Raw genomic sequence first — 21,667 nt, forward strand, 5'->3', positions numbered from 1 at the left:
TTTTACCTTTTTCTCTGAGAGCGATATTGTTGTCTGGATTCCAATTGTTGACTTCTTAAAGATTTGATTTCACTATTAAATTGAGTCTGATTAGTATTTTGCTTGATTGGATCTTTTTTGTGAGTCTTAGGACTTAAGTATTGACTTAAACTATGTATGGTTGGGTAATTAAACATATCAACTATTGACAATTCTAAACCAAATTCTTCTTGCAATTGCTGGTTAATTTTTACTAGTAATAACGAATGACCTCCTAGCTCAAAGAAATTATTGTAAATTCCTACCTTTTCTACTGCTAATGCCTTTTGCCAAATGCCAGCAATAATTCTTTCTAGTTCTGTATTTGGCATTACATAATCCGATAGTTCCTGATGCAAATCTGGGTCAGGTAAAGCGCGACGGTCTACTTTCCCATTAGGTGTCAAGGGTAAGGACTCCAATATGACAAAAGCAGTTGGCAGCATATAGCCAGGGAGTTTATTGGCAAGGAACTGAAGCAGTTCGTCTGTTGTCGGTGTCACATCTTTTTGTGGCACTATGTAGGCGACTAAGCGCTTATTACTTGGAGTTCCTTCATGAGCGATGACACAACAATTTTGCACATCACCATGTTGCCCTAATAGTGTTTCTATTTCTGCCAATTCAATGCGGAAGCCCCGAATTTTTACTTGATTGTCAATGCGTCCCAGGTATTCAATGTTGCCATCGGTTAAATAGCGTGCCAAATCCCCTGTTTTATATAATTTTGAATTTTGAATTTTGAATTTTGAATTATTAAAGGGGTTGCTGATAAATTTTTCCTGAGTTAGTTCGGGACGGTTGAGGTAGCCTCTTGCTAACCCCACACCACCGATGTGCAACTCTCCTGGCACACCAATCGGCACTAGTTGCAAATTTTCGTCTAAAATATAAACTTGCGTGTTGGCGATCGCTCTACCAATAGATATTTTCTCGTCATCTTCAGTGCATTTTGCAATCGTGGCACAGACAGTAGCTTCTGTTGGCCCGTAAGCGTTGAAGAAGTTTCTCTCAGCAGACCATTGCCTAATTAATTCAGCAGCACAAGCTTCTCCAGCGACAATTATTGTTTGCAGTGCCGGAAGTTCCGACCCAGGCATAACTGCTAACGCCGATGGTGGTAGGGTGATATGGGTAATGCAGTGATCGCGTAATTGCTCAATTAATGGTTTCCCTGGCAATAATGAGTCTTTTGTTCCCAAGTAAAGCGTCCCACCTGACCTGAGCGCCATTACGACTTCCCAAATAGAAGCATCAAAACTGAAGGAGGCAAATTGGAGAACACGACTATTAGAGTCTAAGCCAAAAGTCTGAATCTGAGCTTGAGCTAAGTTGCATAGTCCCTTATGCTCAACCATGACACCTTTAGGTCTACCTGTAGATCCTGAAGTGTAAATCACATTAGCTAGATGAAAAGCTTTGACTCCAGTGATGGGATTATCTTGATTGTTTTGGGCAATTTGTTCCCAAGCTTCATCTAAAAAGACTTGTTTTGCTTGATACTCAGGAAGTCTTTGAATAAGTCGTTGTTGAGTCAGCAGCACCGAAACTTGAGCATCTTCTAGCATGAAACTCAAGCGTTCTTGGGGATACTCTGGGTCAAGTGGTAGATATGCTCCACCTGCTTTGAGAATCCCTAAAAGTCCGACCACCATATCTAAAGAACGTTCTACACAAATACCCACCAGCACATCTGGTTTGACACCTAATGAGCGTAAGTAATGAGCCAATTGGTTAGCACGACAATTTAATTGGTAGTAAGTCAGTTGTTGATTGTCAAACACCACAGCCACAGCATCGGGGGTACTCAAACACTGCTCCTCAAACAACTGATGGATACATTTATCAGAGGGATAATCTACCTGAGTGTTGTTCCATTCCACTAATAACTGTTGTTGCTCAACTTCTGTTAGCAGGGACAATTGTGAGATTTGCTCTTGAGGGTTAGTAACAATTGCAGAGAGCAAAGTTACAAAATGATTACTCATCCGCTTAATTGTGCTGGCATCAAACAAATCAGTGTTGTACTCCCACACCCCTAGCAGTCCAGTGGCAGTGTTTTGCATTATTAAAGTTAAATCAAACTTTGCCGTTATCCCTTCACTCATCAATGGACTGACAGTTAACCCAGTCAACTCTACTTCAGATATGGACGCATTTTGCAGGGCAAACATTACCTGAAATATTGGTGTATGACTGAGATCCCGTTCTGGCTGCAATGCTTCTACCAGCATTTCAAAAGGCAAATTCTGATGAGCATACGCAGACAACGCGACTTCTCGAACACGACTCAGCAATTCGCTAAAGCTGGGATTGCCTGCCAAGTTGGTACGCATCACTAAATTGTTGACAAAAAAGCCAATTAACCCTTCTATTTCACTGCGATCGCGGTTAGCAATTGGCGAACCCACCAAAATATCTGCCACACCTGTATAGCGGTAAAGCAATGTATCATAAGCTGCCAACAGCGTCATAAAGAGAGTACAACCTTGCTCCTGGCTCAGTTTTTCCAATCTCTGGGTTAACTCAATTGAGAGTGCAAACTCTTGATACGCTCCAGCGAAAGTCTGCACAGCAGGTCTTGGTCGGTCTGTGGGCAGTGACAACAAAGCTGGTGCATCTTTTAGTTGTTGTTGCCAGTAATTCAGTTGGCTTTGTAATACATCTCCTTGCAACCACTGTCGCTGCCATAAGGCGAAATCTGCGTACTGAATCGGCAGTGGCATTAACGATGGAGGTTGACCTTGAGAATAAGCATTGTACAGTGCTGCTAGTTCTTGAACAAACACACCCATTGACCAACCATCAAACACAATGTGATGTATACACACTAATAACCCGTGTTCTGTCTCGGACAACACTACTAATGTTGCCCTGATTAATGCTTCAGTTTCCAGGTCAAAGGGTCGTTGCGCTTGTTGTTGGGCTAATTGCTGCAAAGCAATTTCTTGTTCGGTTACTTCGGCTTCGCTCAGTACAAGTGTGGATAAATGCTGCAAATCAACAACTGAAACTGTCGAATCCGGTTGTATTTGAATAATTTGAGAAGGTTGTCCATCAACTGTGATGAAGTTGGTGCGTAACGCTTCGTGCCGATGAATAATTTCTTGTAAGCTTTGTTGTAAGGCTGCAACTTCAAGATTTCCGACTAGACGCAAAGCTAAGGGTATGTTGTAGAAAGCGCTGTTCGGGTTTAACTTGTCTAAAAACCATAGCCGCGTTTGAGCAAACGACAGTGGTAATTCTGTATCCCTTGCCCTCGGTAAGATGGCTGATGCTGTTATTTCTAAATCCTGTTGCTGCAACTGTTGAACTTTTTGGGACAATTGGGCAACTGTTGGTGCAGCAAATAAGCTACGCAATGGTAATTCTACTTTTAAGCTGGTACGCACGCGAGAAATCAGTTGCGTTGCTAGTAGCGAATGTCCTCCCAGTTCAAAGAAGTTATCATGAATGCCCACTTGCTTTACTTTTAGCACTTGCGCCCAAATTATTGACAGGATTTCTTCAATTGGGCTGCGTGGGGCGGCATATTTGTCTGATAATTGGCTGTGTAAATCAGGTATGGGCAAAGCGCGGCGGTCTAGTTTCCCGTTGGGGGTAAGCGGTAGAGCTTCTAAGATCGCGATCGCACTTGGCACCATATATTCTGGTAACTTTTCCTTCAGGAAGTTACGCACAAAGTTTACTGTGAGCGTCTGCTCTTTTTGAGGCACAATGTAAGCGACTAGGCTTTTGTTTCCAGGAATGTCTTCGCGGGCAATGACACAAGATGCCTGCACATCAAGTTGGCTGAGTACTGCTTCAATTTCTCCCAGCTCGATGCGGAAACCGCGAATTTTTACTTGATTATCAATGCGTCCTAAGGATTCGATGTTACCGTCAGGTAAATAGCGTGCTAAGTCCCCAGTTTTGTAAAGGCGAGAATCGAGGTCAGTGCTAAACGGATTAGAGATGAATCTCTCTTGGGTTAACTCTGGTCGGTTGAAGTAGCCTTGCGCTAAAAGGACACCAGAAATATAAACTTCTCCTGGTATACCGACGGGTACAGGCTGTAAGAACCTGTCTAGGATGTATATTTGGGTGTTGGCAATGGGACGACCAATGGGAGGAATTAGCGGCCAAGTTTCTACTAAATTATTCAGAGTAAAACTGGTGGCTAAATGGCTCTCTGATGGCCCATAGTGATTGTGCAAAGTACAATCAGTTAGTTTGCACAACCATTGAGAAATCGCCGGAGTAATCTGCAACTGTTCCCCAGCAGTAATGATTTCCCGCAAATGACTATTAACTAATTCACTACCAACAGCAACTTCAGCTAGTTGCTGCAAGGCAACAAAGGGGAGAAACATTCTCTCAATTGCTTTTTGTTGGAGAAAACCTAACAAAGCTGAGGTATCTCGGCGTAACTCCTCCCCAATTAAAAATAATGTGCCTCCAGAACACCAGGTAGTGAAGATTTCTTGGAAGGAGACATCAAAGTTAATCGAAGCAAATTGCAGGGTTTTTGCTCCACGAGAAATTTTCAGATTTTCTCGATGCCACAATATCAGATTGCCAAGGGAAAGCTGATTCATGGCTATACCTTTAGGTTGACCTGTAGAACCAGAAGTATAAATTATATAAGCTAAGTTATTTGTTTGTACGCCGGAGATGGGATTGTCTTGACCTGACTGGGAGATCAGTTGAGCGTCAGTATCCAAACAGACTTGGTTTGCTTGATGCTGGGGGAATCTGTCAACGAGTTGCTGCTGGGTGAGCAACACTGAAACTTGAGCGTCTTCTAAAATAAAGCTCAACCGATCTTGGGGATACTCTGGGTCAAGTGGCACATAAGCCCCACCAGCTTTGAGAATCCCCAGTAATCCGACGACCATCTCTAAAGAACGCTCTACACATAAACCAACCAGCACATCAGATCCTACACCCAAAGACTGCAAGTAGTGTGCCAACTGGTTAGCACGGTAGTTTAATTCATAGTAAGTAAGTTGTTGATTTTCAAACACAACTGCGATCGCATCGGGTGTACTATCTACCTGCGACTCGAACAACTGATGGATGCACAAATCTTGTGGATAATCCACTCCTGTATCGTTCCACTCGATAAGTAACTTTTGTTGTTCGGGTTGCGTCAACAGTGGTAATTGGGAAATTCGCTCTTCTGGATTAGCAATAATACCTTTAAGCAATGTGACAAAATGACCAGTCATTCGCTCAATAGTACTAGCATCAAACAAGTCAGTGTTATACTCCCATATCCCTACCAGTCCAGTAGCAGTGTTCTGCATGATTAAAGTTAAATCAAACCTGGCATTTGCGCCTTTCATTGGGAATAGACTGACAGTTAGCCCAGTCAATTCTACTTGTGATGTGGGCGCATTCTGGAGAGCAAACATTACCTGAAACAGTGGTGTATGACTGAGATCCCGTTCTTGCTGCAATGCTTCCACCAGCATTTCAAAAGGCAAATGCTGATGAGCGTAGGCATCCATTGCGATTTCACGGACACGAGTCAATAATTCGCTAAAACTGGGGTTGCCTGCCAAATTGGTACGCATGACTAAGGTATTGACAAAAAAGCCAATTAACCCTTCTATTTCACTGCGATCGCGGTTAGCAATTGGTGAACCCACCAAAATGTCTTCTGTACCTGTGTAGCGATAAAGCAGGGTATCAAACGCTGCCAACAGTGTCATAAAGAGAGTACAACCTTGCTCCTGGCTCAGTTTTACCAATCTCTGGGTTAACTCAACTGACAGTGCAAACTCTTGATATGCCCCATTGTCTGTTTGCACAGCAGGTCTGGGTCGGTCTGTGGGTAGAGGCAATAAAGCTGGTGCATCTTTTAGTTGTTGCTGCCAGTAACTTAGTTGGCTTTGCAATACATCCCCTTGCAACCACTGTCTTTGCCACAAGGCGAAATCTGCGTACTGAATTGGCAGTGGTGCTAACGGTGACGGCTGACCTTGAGAATAACTATTGTACAACGCTGCTAGTTCTTGAACAAACACACCAATTGACCAACCATCAGAGACAATATGGTGCATACACATTAATAAAACGTGTTCTGTCTCGGACAGCACTACTAATGTTGCCCTGACCAATGTTTGTGTTGCCAGGTCAAACGGTTGAATAGCTTGTTGTTTCGCTAATTGCTGCAAAGCAATTTCTTGTTCAGTTGTGGATAAATGCCTTAAATCAACAATTGATAATGTCCCCAGTCCCCAGTCTCCATTACCCCTTATCCCTAGTCCCCCCCTATTGTGAATAATTTGAATTGGTTGTCCATTAACAGTGACGAAATTGGTGTGTAAGGCTTCGTGGCGATGAATAATTTCTTGTAAGCTTTCTTTTAGGGCGGTTATATTGAGAGTTCCGACTAGACGCAAAGCTGTAGGGATGTTGTAGAAGGCACTGTTTGGGTTTAACTGGTCTAAAAACCACAAACGCTGTTGAGCATAAGACAGTGGCAATTCTGCGTTGTCTGTCCTTGCTAAGATTGGTGGTGCGGAGAGTTTTATGTCTTGTTGCTGCAACTGCTCAATTTCTTTTGCTAATTCAGCAACGGTTGCTGCGACAAACAACTCACGCAATGGTAATTCTATTTTGAAAATGTTGCGGATGCGTGAAAGCAATTGCGTTGCTAGTAGGGAGTGTCCCCCCAATTCAAAAAAGTTATCATGAATCCCCACTTGCTCTAGTTTCAACACTTGCGCCCAAATTTGTGTCAGCATTTCCTCAATGGGAGTGCGTGGGGCGACATACAATTCTTGCAGTGTGCTGTCTAAATCTGGTTTTGGCAGTGCGCGGCGGTCTACTTTGCCGTTGGGAGTCAGGGGTAAAGATTCCAGTAATACAAAAGCACTTGGTACCATGTACTCTGGTAGCTTTGCCTTGAGAAACTGTCGCAGTTCTGGGACTGTGGGAGATTCTTCTACCTGCGGTACTACATAAGCAACTAAACGTTTGTCGCCTAGTTCATCTTCTCGCTCTATTACCACATTTTCCCATACTGTTGGGTGAGAAACCAGTAATGCCTCAATTTCTCCCAATTCAATGCGGAAACCACGAATTTTAACTTGGTGGTCAATTCTACCTAAATATTCAATATTGCCATCAGAACGATAGCGTGCTAAATCACCCGTTTTGTATAAATATTTTCCGGCTTCAAAGGGGTTAGAAATAAACTTTTCTTGAGTCAATTCAGGTTTATTCCAATAACCACGCGCTAATCCCACACCACCAATGTGTAACTCACCACTTACTCCAATGGGAACAGGTTGTAAATGTTTATCTAAGATATATATCTGTGTATTGGCAATTGGACGACCAATCGGAACAATTTTGTCATTACTATTGGGTTGACAAGCCCAAAAAGTTACGTCAATTCCCGCTTCAGTTGGGCCATAAAGGTTGTGTAACTCGGCGTTTAATCGTTCAAAGCAGCGTTCTTGTAGATCAAAAGATAGCGCTTCACCACTACAAATTACCCGTTTGATACTACCACATTTATCTAGTCCTGTCTCTTCTAGAAACACTTGCAACATTGAGGGAACAAAATGAAGTGTAGTAATTTTTTCTTGGGCAATTAGTTGAACTAGATAACGGCTATCTTGATGTCCGCCTGGTTTGGCTATAATTAAGCTCGCACCTGTCAATAAAGTCCAGAAGAATTCCCAAACTGAGACATCAAAGCTGAATGGTGTTTTCTGTAAAACTTTTTCGGTTGCTGTTAGTTGATATGTATCTTGCATCCATAATAGACGGTTACACAAGCCTTTATGAGTGTTCATTGCACCTTTGGGCTTTCCTGTGGAACCGGAGGTGTAAATTACATAAGCTAAGTTTTCTGCTGTAACTTCACTAGTTGGGTTTTCAGGGCTATAAGCAGCAAATTCTTGACAGTCAGAGTTAATGCATACTACTTGCGCTTGGTGTGTCGGTAGTTCTTGGACTAAATGTGGTTGCACTAACAGCACCGACACTTGAGCATCTGCCAACATGAATGCTAAACGTTCTTTGGGATAAGTAGGATCTAAAGGTACATAAGCACCACCTGCTTTGATAATTGCCAATATTCCAATTACCATCTCTAAAGAGCGTTCCATGCAAATGCCAACTAATACGTCTGGTTTCGCATCTAAAGTTTTGAGATAATGGGCGATTTTGTTAGCGCGTTGATTTAACTCTCGGTAGGTAAGTTTTTGATTTTCAAAGATGAGAGCGATCGCATCTGGTGTACGTTCTACCTGCTGCTCAAATAACTGATGGATACAATTGTCATGAGAATAGTCTACTTGAGTGTTGTTCCACTTCACCAACAATTGCTGACGTTCTGCTTGACTCAACAGTGGTAATTCTGCAATTGGCACTTTGGGATTAGCAACAATTGCTTGGAGTAAAGTTTGAAAATGTTGGGCTATGCGATCAATAGTTGCTGCATCAAATAAATCAGCACTGTAACTCCAAACACCCTCCAGCCCTCCAGAAACTTCCCAGTAGTTCACTTCCAGGTCAAATTTGACTGTTTCATCTAGTGGTAAAGAGATGTTCTGAATAGTTAAACCAGGTAAATCCCAAGAAGACTGCGCGTCATTCTGGAGGGAAAACATCACCTGTACCAGAGGATTACGACTCAAATCTCGTTTTGGCTGTAGTTTTTCCACCAACATTTCAAAAGGCAAGTCTTGATGAGCATAAGCTGACAAGGTTGTTTGCCGTACTTGCGCTAAAAAGTCAACAAAGCTGGGGTTGCCAGAGAGATCGCCTCTTAATGCTAGGGTGTTAGCAAAAAACCCCATTAATTTCTCAAGTTGAGGGCTGTTGCGGTTGGCAATGGGAGAGCCAACAATAATATCTGACTGACCACTATAACGAGCGAGTAAGACCAAAAAAGCTGCCAGTAGAGTCATAAACAAAGTTGCGTTTGACTCTTGGCTGAGTTGTTTAAGGCGTTGTGTGAGGTCGCGATTTAGTTGAAAACGCTCAACTCCACCCCGGAAGCTCTGAACTGGGGGTCGTGGTTTATCAGTAGGCAGTTCTAGTACAACAGGGGCATCCGCTAACTGTTTTTCCCAATAAGCCAGTTGGCGCTCAAGGACAACGCCTGTTAGCCACTGGCGTTGCCAAAAAGCAAAGTCAGCGTATTGGATGGGTAATTCTGATAGTGGGTTGGGTAATCTTTGAGTGAAAGCTGCATATAGCTGAGATAACTCACCAAAGAAGATGTTCAAAGACCAACCATCGTAGATGATGTGGTGCATCTTCAACAGCAGTACATACTCCTGGTTACTCAATTGAAGTAGAGTGAATTTTACTAATGGCCCAACAGCCAGATCGAAGGGCTGGGATGCTTGAGAATTGGCTATTTGCTGAATCTGGTTGGTTTGCTCTTCGGCTGAGAAACCCTGCAAATCATAGACTGGCAAAGTTAAGGCAGTAGGAAGAGCAATTACCTGGGCAGGTTTTCCATCTAATGTGGAAAAAGTAGTTCTTAAGACCTCATGGCGGCAAACAAGTTCACTCAAACTCTGTTCTAGTGCAACTATATTCAACGACCCATTCAGCCGCAGAATCAGTAATACATTATAAGAACGACTGTCGGGGGAGAGTTGGTGCAAAAACCAGAGTCGCTGTTGGGCGAAAGATAGGGGTAGCTCACCATCTCGTGGCACTGTTTGAATCGACAACTGATGAGCAGTTTTAACCTGCTTTACTTGCTGTAAAAATAGAATAATTTCTGTTTTCCGCCCAGCTATTTCCTGACGTAGCGATGGAGTTAATACCCCTTCAGGTGCATGACAACGCAAGCGAACCTCTTCCAGAGGCGCTCCGCTAACGCCATCGACCTCTAGTTTTATACTTAAGTTTGTCAAGTGACGAACGAATTCAACAATGCTGTTAGTCATGCTCAAAACTCCACTACCTCGCTACTGACTTCTTTATTTGATAAATTTTGTGTTACCAAATTCACTACTTCTATATACGCTGCTATGCCCCCTACTGTGGGTGACTCAAACATCATCTGTATAGATAAATCGAGTCCAAATGTTGAGTTGATTTTTGACAGAACTTGGGTAGCTAGTAGGGAATGTCCCCCTAGTTCAAAGAAGTTGTCATTAACGCCAATGCGTTCAACTCCTAAGACTTCACTCCAGATTTGAGCGAGTTGAGCTTCAATCGGCGATCGCGGTAAAACAATACCAGTGGAAAGATTTCTCGTGACTGTATCAGGTGTTGGTAAAGCGCGACGATCTACTTTGCCATTGGGGGTTAAAGGCAGGGAATTGAGAACAACAAAAGCTTGCGGAACCATGTATTCAGGTAGCTTCTGCTGGATATATTCGCGTACCTGCGGTACTAGTTTTTGGACTAATTTGCCATATAGGGGATTATTTGTGTAATCAGTCCAGGGTTTGGTAGTGACGGCTGAACTATCCCAGAAGGCGATTGTGCCTTGTGCATGGGATGTCTGCGTTAAACTATTACGGCAGAACACGACATCATAGCAACCATCCTGGCTACTCTCCCACCAACTTAGGTGGACACTGTAACCGAGTTGCAGCCCCAACTGGTAAAACTGTTCTGGGTTGATCCCAACTGTTGGCTGTTGGGCTAATACCTGCCGCAGTTCCTTGATTGTTTCTACAGCCGGGGGATTTTCCAACCACTGCCCAATCTGTAATGCTTGCTGCAACCGTTGATTCGGCACGCGCCTAATTCCCAACAGTTCTGGCTGCTCTTTTTGCAGTTGATTTTGAATTTGTGGGAACGAGAGCTTGTCTAGTTGCCAATTTAACCAAGGAACGGTACGTGCTTGAACACTAGTACCGACATGGAGGGTAACGTCATAACGGAATTGGGTTAGTTCATTTTGAGCGTAACTGCGTTTGGGCTGAATCTCCACCCAACCAATCTGGGGAAAACGTGTCTGGAGGGCAATGAAGAAACTGGGATCGATGACCAATTCTTCCTCGGCGGCCATACTCTGATGTACCTGCTGCTGCCATTGCTCAATAGTTTTATCCTCAGCAGCTTGGGACAATTGCACGGCTGCATGGTATGGCTCCAATAATGGCAAGCTGCGGACATCGCCCACGAAGATTGTACCTTGTTGAGTAATTAAGTCAATCGCTCCTTCGATCACCTGCAACAGATACTCAATGCTGGGGAAATACTGCACGATTGAATTCAAAATAACAGTGTCGAATTCTTCTTTCGGGATGCCTTCAAAGTTATCTGCCATTTGGTGCAGCAGCCGCACATCTTCTAGACCCTCAACTGTGCCGCATACTTGCTTAACATGCTGTATGGCGGCGATGGAATAATCGGTTCCCCAATACTGTTGAGAGTGCTTGGCAAGACGAGATAGCAGTAACCCTGTTCCACAACCAATTTCTAATATACGCTGGGGAAAGTTAGCTTGAATGCGGCTAACTGCACTTTCAACCCACTCCTGCATTTCCTGGTTTGGGATGGGCTGTCTGGTATAACTGCTGTTCCAACCAGCAATATTAAACGTCAGGTCATCTGTGGATGTTTGATTTTGGCTGTAGAGTTGTTCATAGAGCATTTGCCAATCATTAACATACTCACTCTGCCATTGAGTAACTTGCTGGGGTAATGTTTGACGATGCTGCGCAGGTACTAAGTAAGCTACCAGACGTTTATCATTAGGGGTGTCTTCTTTTACTACCACAATACTCTCTTGCACCAAAGGGTGTTGACTCAAAACGGTTTCAATTTCGCCTAATTCGATGCGGAAACCGCGAATCTTCACTTGATAATCAATCCGACCGAGAAATTCAATATTCCCATCACTCAGGTAACGTGCCTTATCTCCAGTTTTGTAGAGGCGGGGATTGGGGAAGGTGGCCCCCCCTCTGGGGATAAGGGGTAATGGGGATTGGGAATTAGGAATAATTTCTGCTCCTCTGCCCCCCTGCTCCTCTGCCCCCCTACCTGTTAAGAAGGGATTGAGAATAAATTTTTGGGCAGTTAACTCTGGTCGATTAAGGTATTCTTTTGCTAGACCATCACCCCCAATATAAATTTCTCCTGGTACACCAACGCCCACTGGCTGTAGTTGGGGATCTAACAAATAGATTTGCGTGTTGGAAATTGGCTGCCCGATAGGAATAGTTGTAGCGTCTTCGGGGACATCTTGCACTAAGTACCAGGAAGTAAATGTTGTATTCTCTGTTGGCCCATAAACATGGAGTAGTCGCTGTGGCGCTCCATTTTTTAGTATTTCCTTCACCCATTTAGGATCGACAGCTTCTCCTCCAAATAGAAGATGCCGTAGTGAATTGAAAGCAGAGGGGACTTCCTGAGCAATTTGATTGAACAAGGCAGTGGTCAAAAATAACACGCTGATTTCTTGCGATCGCATAAAGGTCGCGAAATATGAAGGCGAAAGTGCCAACTCTTTGCTCACCCCTACCAACCGCGCTCCGTGAAGTAACGCACCCCAAATTTCAAAGGTAGCAGCGTCGAAGGCGTAATTTGCGGCTTGTGCAATTACATCTTTCGGTTCTATGTTGATGTAGTTTGTGTTCATTACCAAGCGGTTAACTGCTCGGTGATCAACAGCGACTCCTTTGGGTTTCCCTGTTGAACCTGAAGTGTAGATGACATAAGCGAGATTATCAGATGTCACTTCCGTCGTGAGGTTTTGCTCACTCTCTAAAGCGATCGCTGCTGCATCAGTATCAAAGCAGACAACATGTGCTTGCTGTTTGGGAACAACATCAGCTAATTTATGTGTTGTCAACAGCACTGATATCTGTGTGTCTTCTATAATGAAAGCCAAACGCTCTTCAGGATACTCTGTATCCAAAGGTACATACGCTGCACCCGCCTTGAGAATTGCCAACAAGCCGACAACCATAGATACAGAACGCTCCACACAAATACCCACCAGCACACCTGGTTTCACGCCCAGTTTTTGCAGATAATGTGCCAATTGATTTGTCTGTGCATTCAACTCCTGATAAGTGAGCTTTTGTTGTCCAAAAACCACGGCGACTGCACCAGAAAACTGCTCTACTTGATCTGCAAACAAATGATGGATACATTGGTCTGCTGGATAATCCGTTTGGGTGGCATTCCACTCTACTAACAATTGCTGCCTTTCTTGTGCTGTCAGTAGAGGTAATTGGCTGACTGGTTGTTCTGAATTAGTGACAATGGCCGCTAACAAATTCTGGAAATGCTTCATCATGCGGGCGATCGTTGCCGCATCAAATAAATCACTGCTGTAATAGCAAATGCCCTCAAGACCTTGGGGAACTTCCCAGAAGTGAACTTCCAGGTCAAATCTCACTGCATCCAACCCCCAAGACATTTCCTCAACCTTTAAACCAGGCAGATCCCAGGCATTCGTCGGAGCATTCTGAAGGGCAAACATCACTTGGATGAGTGGGTTGCGGTCTAAGTTTCGCTCAAGGTGTAACTCTTCGATTAACATCTCGAAGGGCAAATCCTGATTCTCATAAGCATTTTGAGTAACCTGCTGCACCTGCTCTAGTAATGCTTTAAAGGATTGTTCTTGAGACAGATTGAACCTTAATGCCAAAGTATTGACAAAAAATCCAATTAAACCTTCAATTTCTTGGCGGTTGCGATTCGCAATTGGGGAGCCAACGACAAGATCCGTTTGTCCACTGTAGCGAGACAGTAATACGACAAAACCCGCTAGCAGTGTCATAAACAATGTGCTTCCTGAATCTTGACCCAGTTGCTTAAGCTGTTGCCTCAGCCTAACATCTACTTGAAATCGCTTTATACCTCCTCGAAAAGTTTGTATAGCTGGGCGGCGGCGGTCTGTAGGTAGTTCTAATACAGGTGGCGCTTTTGTTAAGTGTTGCTTCCAGTAGCTTAATTGTTGCTCTAATACCTGATTTGTTAGCCATTTGCGTTGCCAAATGGCAAAGTCAGCATACTGTACAGGTAACTTTGGTAAGGCAACAGAACTCCCCGTGGTAATAGTTTGATAATAAGCAGAAAGTTCGCGTATCAAAATACCTTTTGACCAACCATCAGCAGCAATATGGTGAATGATAAATAGTAATACGTAGTCGTCTTGAGAAACTCGCCACATTTTGACCCGCAACACAGAATCACACGCTAAATCAAATGGTTTGTAGGCTTCTTTTATTACCAGTTGCTCCACTTGTTTCCAATTATCTGCCATATTTTGTAGATCCACTACTGGCAACGTTATGGTTGTGTTGGGGTCTATTACTTGTACTGGTTTGTCATTCTTAATCTCAAATCGAGTACGTAGAACTTCATGGCGTTGCACTATCTCCCCAAGTGCTTGTTCCAAAGCTTTGATATTGAGATTTCCTTCCAGCCCTACAGCAAAAGCTATTGTGTAGGCACCACTTTCACCCTCTAACTGATGCAAAAACCAAATCCTTTCTTGACTGAAAGATAAAGGTAAATAGCAATCTCGCTCAATAGATGAAATAGGTTCAAAGGCTATTTTTTTTGCAGTTCTTGCTTGTTGAAGACAACTCAATATTTCTTGCTTTCGCTTCATCAACTCCTGCTTAATGTCTGGAGTCATTACTCCCTTAGGAGCGCGATAGCGTAGCTGGTCATCTTCAATCCAAATCTTTATATCTAAATTGCTTAATGAAGATAAAAATTCAAATACTGTCATTTTATAAATATCCTTCTTCTGTATCAAAAATAGAGTGCATTGTTCACAGGATTGGATTTATTACGTTATTGCTGTTGTACAGAAAATTCTATATAAAATTAAAGATATACGAAGTCAAAAATTCAAATTTTGTCACTTTATAAACACCCCTCTTCATAATCTTCTTCTGTGTCAGTAATAAGTGCATCTTCATTTGCTGTTAAGATTTGCAGTACCCCAATGTTACAAGCAAATTCAGCCACAGTAGGAAATTTAAATAAACTCTGTAAAGACAAATCAAGAGAGAAAGCATCACGTAACCGAGAAATTACCTGCGTCCCCAAGAGGGAGTTTCCTCCCAATTCAAAGAAGTTGTTGTGAATGCTAAAAATTGGTCTTCCCAAAATTTGTTGCCAAATTTTAGTAATATGTTGTTCTAACTCGTTCCGGGGTGGTACATGAGTGTTTACTTCCTGATAGGTAAATTGTCGAACTAATTTGTCTTTATCAATTGCACCGTTTAGAGTTAAGGGCATTTCCTTAAGCTTTACTAATTTGCAAGTGCAGAAATTTCCAAAGCGGTCTTGCACATCCAAGTCTGGTAATTTAACAATATCGTCATCATTGCTACTAGTTGTAAAATAGGCCGTTAACTTCTGCAAATTAAAAGCTGACGATTGCCAACGTTGAATGTTTTGGTTGCTACCATCCAAACCTATCAATAGATGCATTTGCTGATGTTGCAAGCTGGCAAGCATTGAAGATATTGCTTGAGAAGAAGACATCACATAGAAACCTTTGGCACGGATCAGATTCTTCATCTGATATCCTTGACTCATCCCTGTCTCATCCCACATACTCCAAGCAAAACAATAGCTTGTTAATTGACTCTGGGAATTTTGGTAATCAGAAAAGCAGTTGAGAAAACTATTGGCAGCAGCATAAGCTCCAACAGCAGTGCTACCAAAAAAACCGTGCGCTGAAGAAAAGTTGATAAAAATACTGCGCTTATTATCTTTTACCAATTGGTGCAAAGCCCAAGTACCCAACACCTTGGGACGCAGTATTGCTGCTAAGTTATCCTGAGTTTCTTCAAGCACAAGCTGCTCGTGGAAAGTGCCGGCTAAATGGATTATTCCATCTAGGTTTTTACCCCATTGAGATTTAGCTTTTTCAACTGTTATCTGCAATTGTTTAAAGTCACAAATATCAACAGCTTCATAAATTACTTCTCCTCCAAGCTGTTCTAGTTCCTGATAAGCTTTCAGGCGTTGTGCAATTGTGTCTGTTTGCTCTAGATATTCATTCCAAGTACTTTTATCTGGTAGAGGAGTTTTGCCGACCAACAGTAACCGAGCTTGGTAATGTTTCAGCAAATATCGGGCAATTTCAATACCTATACCACCGAGTCCTCCAGTAATTAAATAAGTTCCTCCTTGCTTGAAGCTGACTAGAGATTTAGGTTTGTTAGTCCAATCAACTTTTTCTAGGCGAGGAACTAAACGCTGCCCATTTCTGTAAGCTACCTCTCGTTCTTTAGAGGAAGCTTGCATCTCTTGTAAAATATAAGCTCCATTTGTTTCAACTTCAGTGAAAGGCAAATCAATATGACAACAGTTTAACCAAGGTAATTCTTGAGGAATGGTTTTCAGAAGCCCTAATACTGCTGATTTCTCGTAAGCTATTGGGTCAGGTGAGGAAATGGACTGAATATGACTGGAAATAAATGATAATTGCACGGAATGGTTAAAACCTTGAACTTTAGCTAAAGCTTGAACTAGAAACAATAGGCTAAATATTCCATTTTCTTGTGCTTGTTCGAGAGCATCCAAGCTTTTAACTTCGCCGTTATATCGGTCATAAGTCCAGATGTGAAGTATTTGTCCAATAATTATGTTATCTGCTGCTAAGGATTGGAGTAATAGTTGGTAGTCCTTGGATTGTCCTGAAGCGATCGCGTAGCTTGAACGATTAATTTTACGAAAATCTTCTGCGGGTGAAACAGTTATGTATGGCAGATTATGCTCTGATAATATCTGACATAAATATGCTCCTAATCCGAATGAATCTAGAAATACTAGAGTGGAATTAATAACAGTTAAAGAATAATTATAAGTAATAGTATTTTTAGGCTGCCATACTTGACGGTAAAACCAGTTGGGAATAGTATTGGCGTTACCCAGTAATATATCAATTCGTTTTATAATAGATTGAAATTCACCTGTTTTGAAGCGTTGACTCAATTGCGATCGCTGGATTTTACCAATAGCGGTTTTAGGAACAATTTCTTGGTCTACTGGAATTAGATAATCTGGATTTATTCCCACTTTGTTGACAACAGAAGTGCGAATTTGCTTAAGCAGAGTTACTAAATTGCCATCATTAGAAAGGAAAGTATTGAAAAAGATAGCTAGTTTATCAGTATTGATTCCTGGTTGTCTCACTGCACAGGCGGCTGTATAAGAAACTTCTACTTCTTTAACTTCTTCAACAGCGGCTTCGATTTCGTGACAGTAGTAGTTAATTCCGTTGATGATAATTACATCTTTCTGCCGTCCAGTAATAGTTAAACGCCCTTGATTAAGAAATCCTAAATCTCCGGTATTAAACCAACCATCGGGGGTAAAAACTTCTTGGTTTGCCTGTGGATTCTGATAGTAACCACTAGTAACAGATGCACCTTTTACTTGTAAATGACCAATCGTATTTTCTGTAACTATTTGTTCGTTTTTATCAACAATCCGCAGTGAAGCGCCAGCAATTGGAAGTCCAAGTTCTACAAATAAAGCGTCATCTGATGAAGTTTCTAGAGAAAAGCTATCAGAGTAAGTAATACCAGAAGAAGTTTCGCTCATCCCAAAGGCTGGATGAATCGCATTCGTTGGTAAACCGTAAGGGCGAAGCAGCCTTAAAAAACTCCTGGCTACTTTAGTGACAATGGGTTCTCCAGCGTTGATGATAAAACGCATCGACGATAAATCCCAATGTTTTTGGTTAATTTCGGTTGCGCGATCGCAGATTAGTGAAAAGGCAAAATTAGGTGCCCAACTAATCGTAGCTTGGTGTTTATCAATCAAATCTAGCCACAACAACGGATTTTGCACAATCAAGTTAGTGGGTACATGGATTTGCTGACAACCTAAGTCAACAGCCATAATGCTCAAGGAAACTAGCGCACCCACATGATCCAGAGGCATCCAGTTTAAAATGCTTTCCTGATTGGAAAAATTGCCCATCAAAACTTCGCCACCCGTCATACTCAATAAATTGCGATGATTTAACATCACACACTTGGGTATACCAGTGCTGCCAGAAGTCAAAAACAAAATCGCTAAATCTTCTGGCTGACTTTGATGCAAGTTGAAATCCGCTTCGCACTCACGCAATTTCTCAACAGTTGCAATTTGAAAGTTTTCTAAATTCAGAAACTTTGATAAATCATCAATATTGGAAGCTAAAGAAGCATTGGTTAGTACAAGGGGTTTGCCCAGCATTTGCCAAGTGTTTTGAAGTTTGCTGGCGATAGTATTAGCTAGTTCGTATGTCGGGGCGATGGATATTGGCACTGGAACAAAGCCCCCCAGCACACAACCCCAAAAAGCACATAAGAAATCTTGGTTGTTTTCTAGTTGAAAAATTACTTTATCTTGCGGCTTGAGTCCTAGCTTTCTGAATCCAGCTAAAATTCGTTGAGCATCTTGCCACAATTCTCCATAAGATTGAACTTTCTCGCTACCATCAGACTGAATGTAGATGATACTTTGAGTTGAATGTTGAGCAGTTCGTTGTAGTAATTCTTTTAAAGTTTTAGGAGTGTCTTCGGAGTATTGCAGTGATTCCCCGTGACTAATAGCTAACTTTTTCGACGAGGGCAGCTTCTTGTCTTCTATCTTCTGAATAGGTGTAGTTGCTAGTACATTTTTCTGGCTATTTTCAGAGGCGTTCGCTTGAGTATTACCTAGCAAATCTTGTAAGTGGACAGGAGGAATACTTGTAATAAAGGGTTCAACAACCACCGCAACACGTTCAATTTCTGACAATGACTTTAATGGCTCCTCTATGCCATCTATTAAGTCAGAGTCAATAATTTCTAAACTAGCTAGAGCAGCTTCATCTACCTGCCCTGTATTCGTTAGGGGTATGGTGGAGACTGGTACCAGTGCTGTGGGTATCAAATTGCTAGGCAGAATTGTTTGCAGGTGAGACAACAATTGTTCTGGTGCAAATAAGCTTGATGGAACTATATAGGCAACTAATTCCTGTTTTAGCTTTTCTGTTTCTCTCTTTATAACTACACAATCATCTACACTTAAGCTCGACCTAATAGCAACTTCTATTTCTCTGTATATAAGATTTTTATTACTGAAACTTCCTAAAATTTTACTATGATTATCTAACTGCATTAGCTTCTATTTCCAACTTCAATTTTACTATTAATTAAAATTATTACTAATTTATAAGCAAAATCATAATTTATTTGTAATCATCCAGTAGATATATCAAATTAGATAATCCCAGTTTTTTAAATAAAACGCAATGCCAGTTAAGATATTTAAGAAGAAAGTTAAGAAAGTTAAGAAACTTAAGCAGATAAATAAATATTTAATGAATCAGATGATGCTATCTCTGTGTTTGCTGTCTTAACTATCTCTAGAATTTACTTAAGTGTCTTAACTTTCCTTGATTTTTATTTTTAGCTAAGAGAAGATAAGTCTGCAAATGATATAGATATCTATCTCTTGGGCGATCGCTCTTTAGTTCTCTAAAAATATATAGTTTTTACTCCAAAAATTTGCTTTACTCGTTGAAATATAGTATTGGTTACAAAATTACAAGTATCCTTATTTACAAGAATTGACTTGACTATGAGATATCAAGTCGGTGGTAGCCTGAAGTATGATGACTCTACATATATTGTCCGTCAAGCAGACGAACAACTTTATACTAGATTAAAAACAGGAGATTTTTGTTACGTCTGCAACTCCCATCAAACAGGTAAATCATCTCTACTACACCAGACTATTCATCGCTTAGAAAAAGAAAATTATATATGTGTTTATCTGAATTCAGTTCTATTAGGTACTAATCAAATTACACCTATACAATGGTACAAGGGTATTATTGTCAGCTTATTTCACAAGTTAAATCTAACAGAACGGGTCAACTTTGGGAGTTGGTGGGAGCAACAATCAGAACTTGACCCTGTACAAAAACTGTATCAGTTTGTTGAACAGGTATTGCTGAGAGAATTTCAAAATAATCGCATTTTAATCTTTATCGATAATATTAATAGCTTGCTAAGTTTGAATTTTCCGGTCAACGATTTTTTTATCTGGATTCGTTACTGTTATGAACAGCAAGCACACAACCCAAGCTCTCAACGCTTGGGTTTTGCTTTGTTTGGTGTAGCCAGTCCATCTAACTTAATTACCGATCGATATGGAAATCCCTTTAAGATTGGTAAAGCAATTAAGTTATGTGACTTTCAATTACATGAAGCTATTCCCCTACTTGAAGGTTTAGAAGAAGTAGTCACCCAGCCACAGGCAATATTGCAGTATATTATTCATTGGACAAGAGGACAGCCGTTTTTGACGCAAAAGCTTTGTCAGTTAGTTGTGCAAGTTGCTTTAGAAAGTTATAAAGGAGCGATTACTATACCGAACGGTACTGAAGGATATTGGATAGAACAATTGGTGCGATCGCGCATTATTCAACATTGGGAATTCCAAGATGAACCTGAACATCTCCGTACCATAAGAGATCGCTTGCTTTTTGACGAATATAAAGCAGGAAAGTTATTAAACGTTTATCAACAGGTGTTACAAGTAGAGGAACTAAAGAATAGGAACCCGATAGAGAACTTGATACCAGCCGATAATAGTGAAGAACAGATAGAACTGTTGCTATCTGGTTTGGTGGAAAATTGTAACGGCTATCTGAGAGTTAAAAATCCGATTTACCGGAGTGTTTTCAATCCTCAATGGGTATCAAGACAGTTAGAAAATCTTCCCTTTTCTTGATAGGAGCTAGTATTAACAATTCAAAATGACAGCTCAAACAATCTGCTCTAAGAGGATGTTTGAAAAGTCCTCTTGTCGGTATCAAAAATTTTAGATCCCCCTAAATCCCCCTTCAAAAGGGGGACTTTGATTCCGGTTCCCCCCTTTTTAAGGGGGGTTAGGGGGGATCTAAAGTGCCTAAAGTCACAGCGAAACACTTTTCAAACAACCTCTAAGGTGCTAACCTTGCCTTACCTAGACGCTGCTTTTCATACCATTGTGCGATCGCAGGTGTCCAATCTTCAAAATGAGGCCACATCATTTCACATAACTTTTGAATTTCAAGTTGAGCATCTTTTTTATTTCTCAGGTCACAAAAATGCAAGAAAGACCTTAAATTGAAACTCACTACAAAATGCTGACGATAATCAAAAGGTACTTTACCTCTTGCATGTTCTTCAGACATCCCAGCCTCAAAATCAGCTTTATATCGTTTAGCCGCTTCTAGACACCATTGCAAATCTGCTGTTCGCTGCTCTGGTGAATAGTGGTACTTTTTGCCTTGTCTATCAGTGTAATAACCAACGGGACGTAAGTAAAAAACATCTTCTATGTCTTTCTTTCCTTCTACTACATCAATAAATTGCTTGCCCGTATATCTAAAAGATTGTACATCGAATGATACGGAAACACGGTGAGTACGGGCCTGCTGCATGACACTGTGGGGAAAGTAGCCACAGTTAAAAACAATCTGGGGATGCTCTAAAGGCCCATAATGTCCCCTCTCACCCGCTAAAAGTCGCTTAACAATTACTTCGCCGCTTTGTGACTCTGAAGGCCAGGAGTCGCGCGAGTCATTCACAAACCCATCAGTATAGTCTTGGTGCATCGCGGCATAAATCACCTGCTGCGGGTTTGGTGTTTTGGCAATAACCTCTACTCGAAATCGATGCATTAGCTGTTAGGGAATGAATTTGTGACTGAAAGTGCTGACAAATAA

5 protein-coding genes are annotated in these 21,667 nt (G+C 41.6%); 1 reads left to right on the forward strand and 4 read right to left on the reverse strand.

Translation table 11 applies throughout. The features are described from left to right. Positions 1-2 precede the first annotated feature (2 nt). From HWQ39_RS15480 to HWQ39_RS15490, 3 genes are all read right to left on the reverse strand, one after another. Positions 3-9,926 carry a non-ribosomal peptide synthetase gene (locus HWQ39_RS15480; protein ID WP_292846457.1) on the reverse strand — a complete coding sequence of 3,308 codons (9,924 nt, stop codon included), beginning with the start codon at positions 9,924-9,926 and terminating at the stop codon, positions 3-5. A 2-nt stretch (positions 9,927-9,928) separates the two neighbouring features. Continuing rightward, positions 9,929-14,686 carry a non-ribosomal peptide synthetase gene (locus HWQ39_RS15485; RefSeq protein ID WP_292846460.1) on the reverse strand — a complete coding sequence of 1,586 codons (4,758 nt, stop codon included), beginning with the start codon at positions 14,684-14,686 and terminating at the stop codon, positions 9,929-9,931. A 137-nt stretch (positions 14,687-14,823) separates the two neighbouring features. Further along, on the reverse strand, positions 14,824-19,068 hold the full coding sequence (locus HWQ39_RS15490) for a non-ribosomal peptide synthetase (RefSeq protein ID WP_292846463.1): 4,245 nt from the start codon (positions 19,066-19,068) through the stop codon (positions 14,824-14,826). Between the two features lie 462 nt (positions 19,069-19,530). Between HWQ39_RS15490 and HWQ39_RS15495 the strand changes: the two genes are divergently transcribed. Next, positions 19,531-20,688, forward strand: a complete 1,158-nt coding sequence (locus tag HWQ39_RS15495; RefSeq protein ID WP_292846466.1) for an AAA-like domain-containing protein — start codon at positions 19,531-19,533, stop codon at positions 20,686-20,688. A 211-nt stretch (positions 20,689-20,899) separates the two neighbouring features. Here the strand turns inward: HWQ39_RS15495 and thyX are convergent, their stop codons facing one another. Continuing rightward, positions 20,900-21,622 carry an FAD-dependent thymidylate synthase gene (thyX, locus tag HWQ39_RS15500; RefSeq protein WP_292846470.1) on the reverse strand — a complete coding sequence of 241 codons (723 nt, stop codon included), beginning with the start codon at positions 21,620-21,622 and terminating at the stop codon, positions 20,900-20,902. Between the last annotated feature and the right edge of the window lie 45 nt (positions 21,623-21,667).

Source organism: Nostoc sp. NMS8, from assembly GCF_017115045.1.
Classification (GTDB): domain Bacteria; phylum Cyanobacteriota; class Cyanobacteriia; order Cyanobacteriales; family Nostocaceae; genus Nostoc.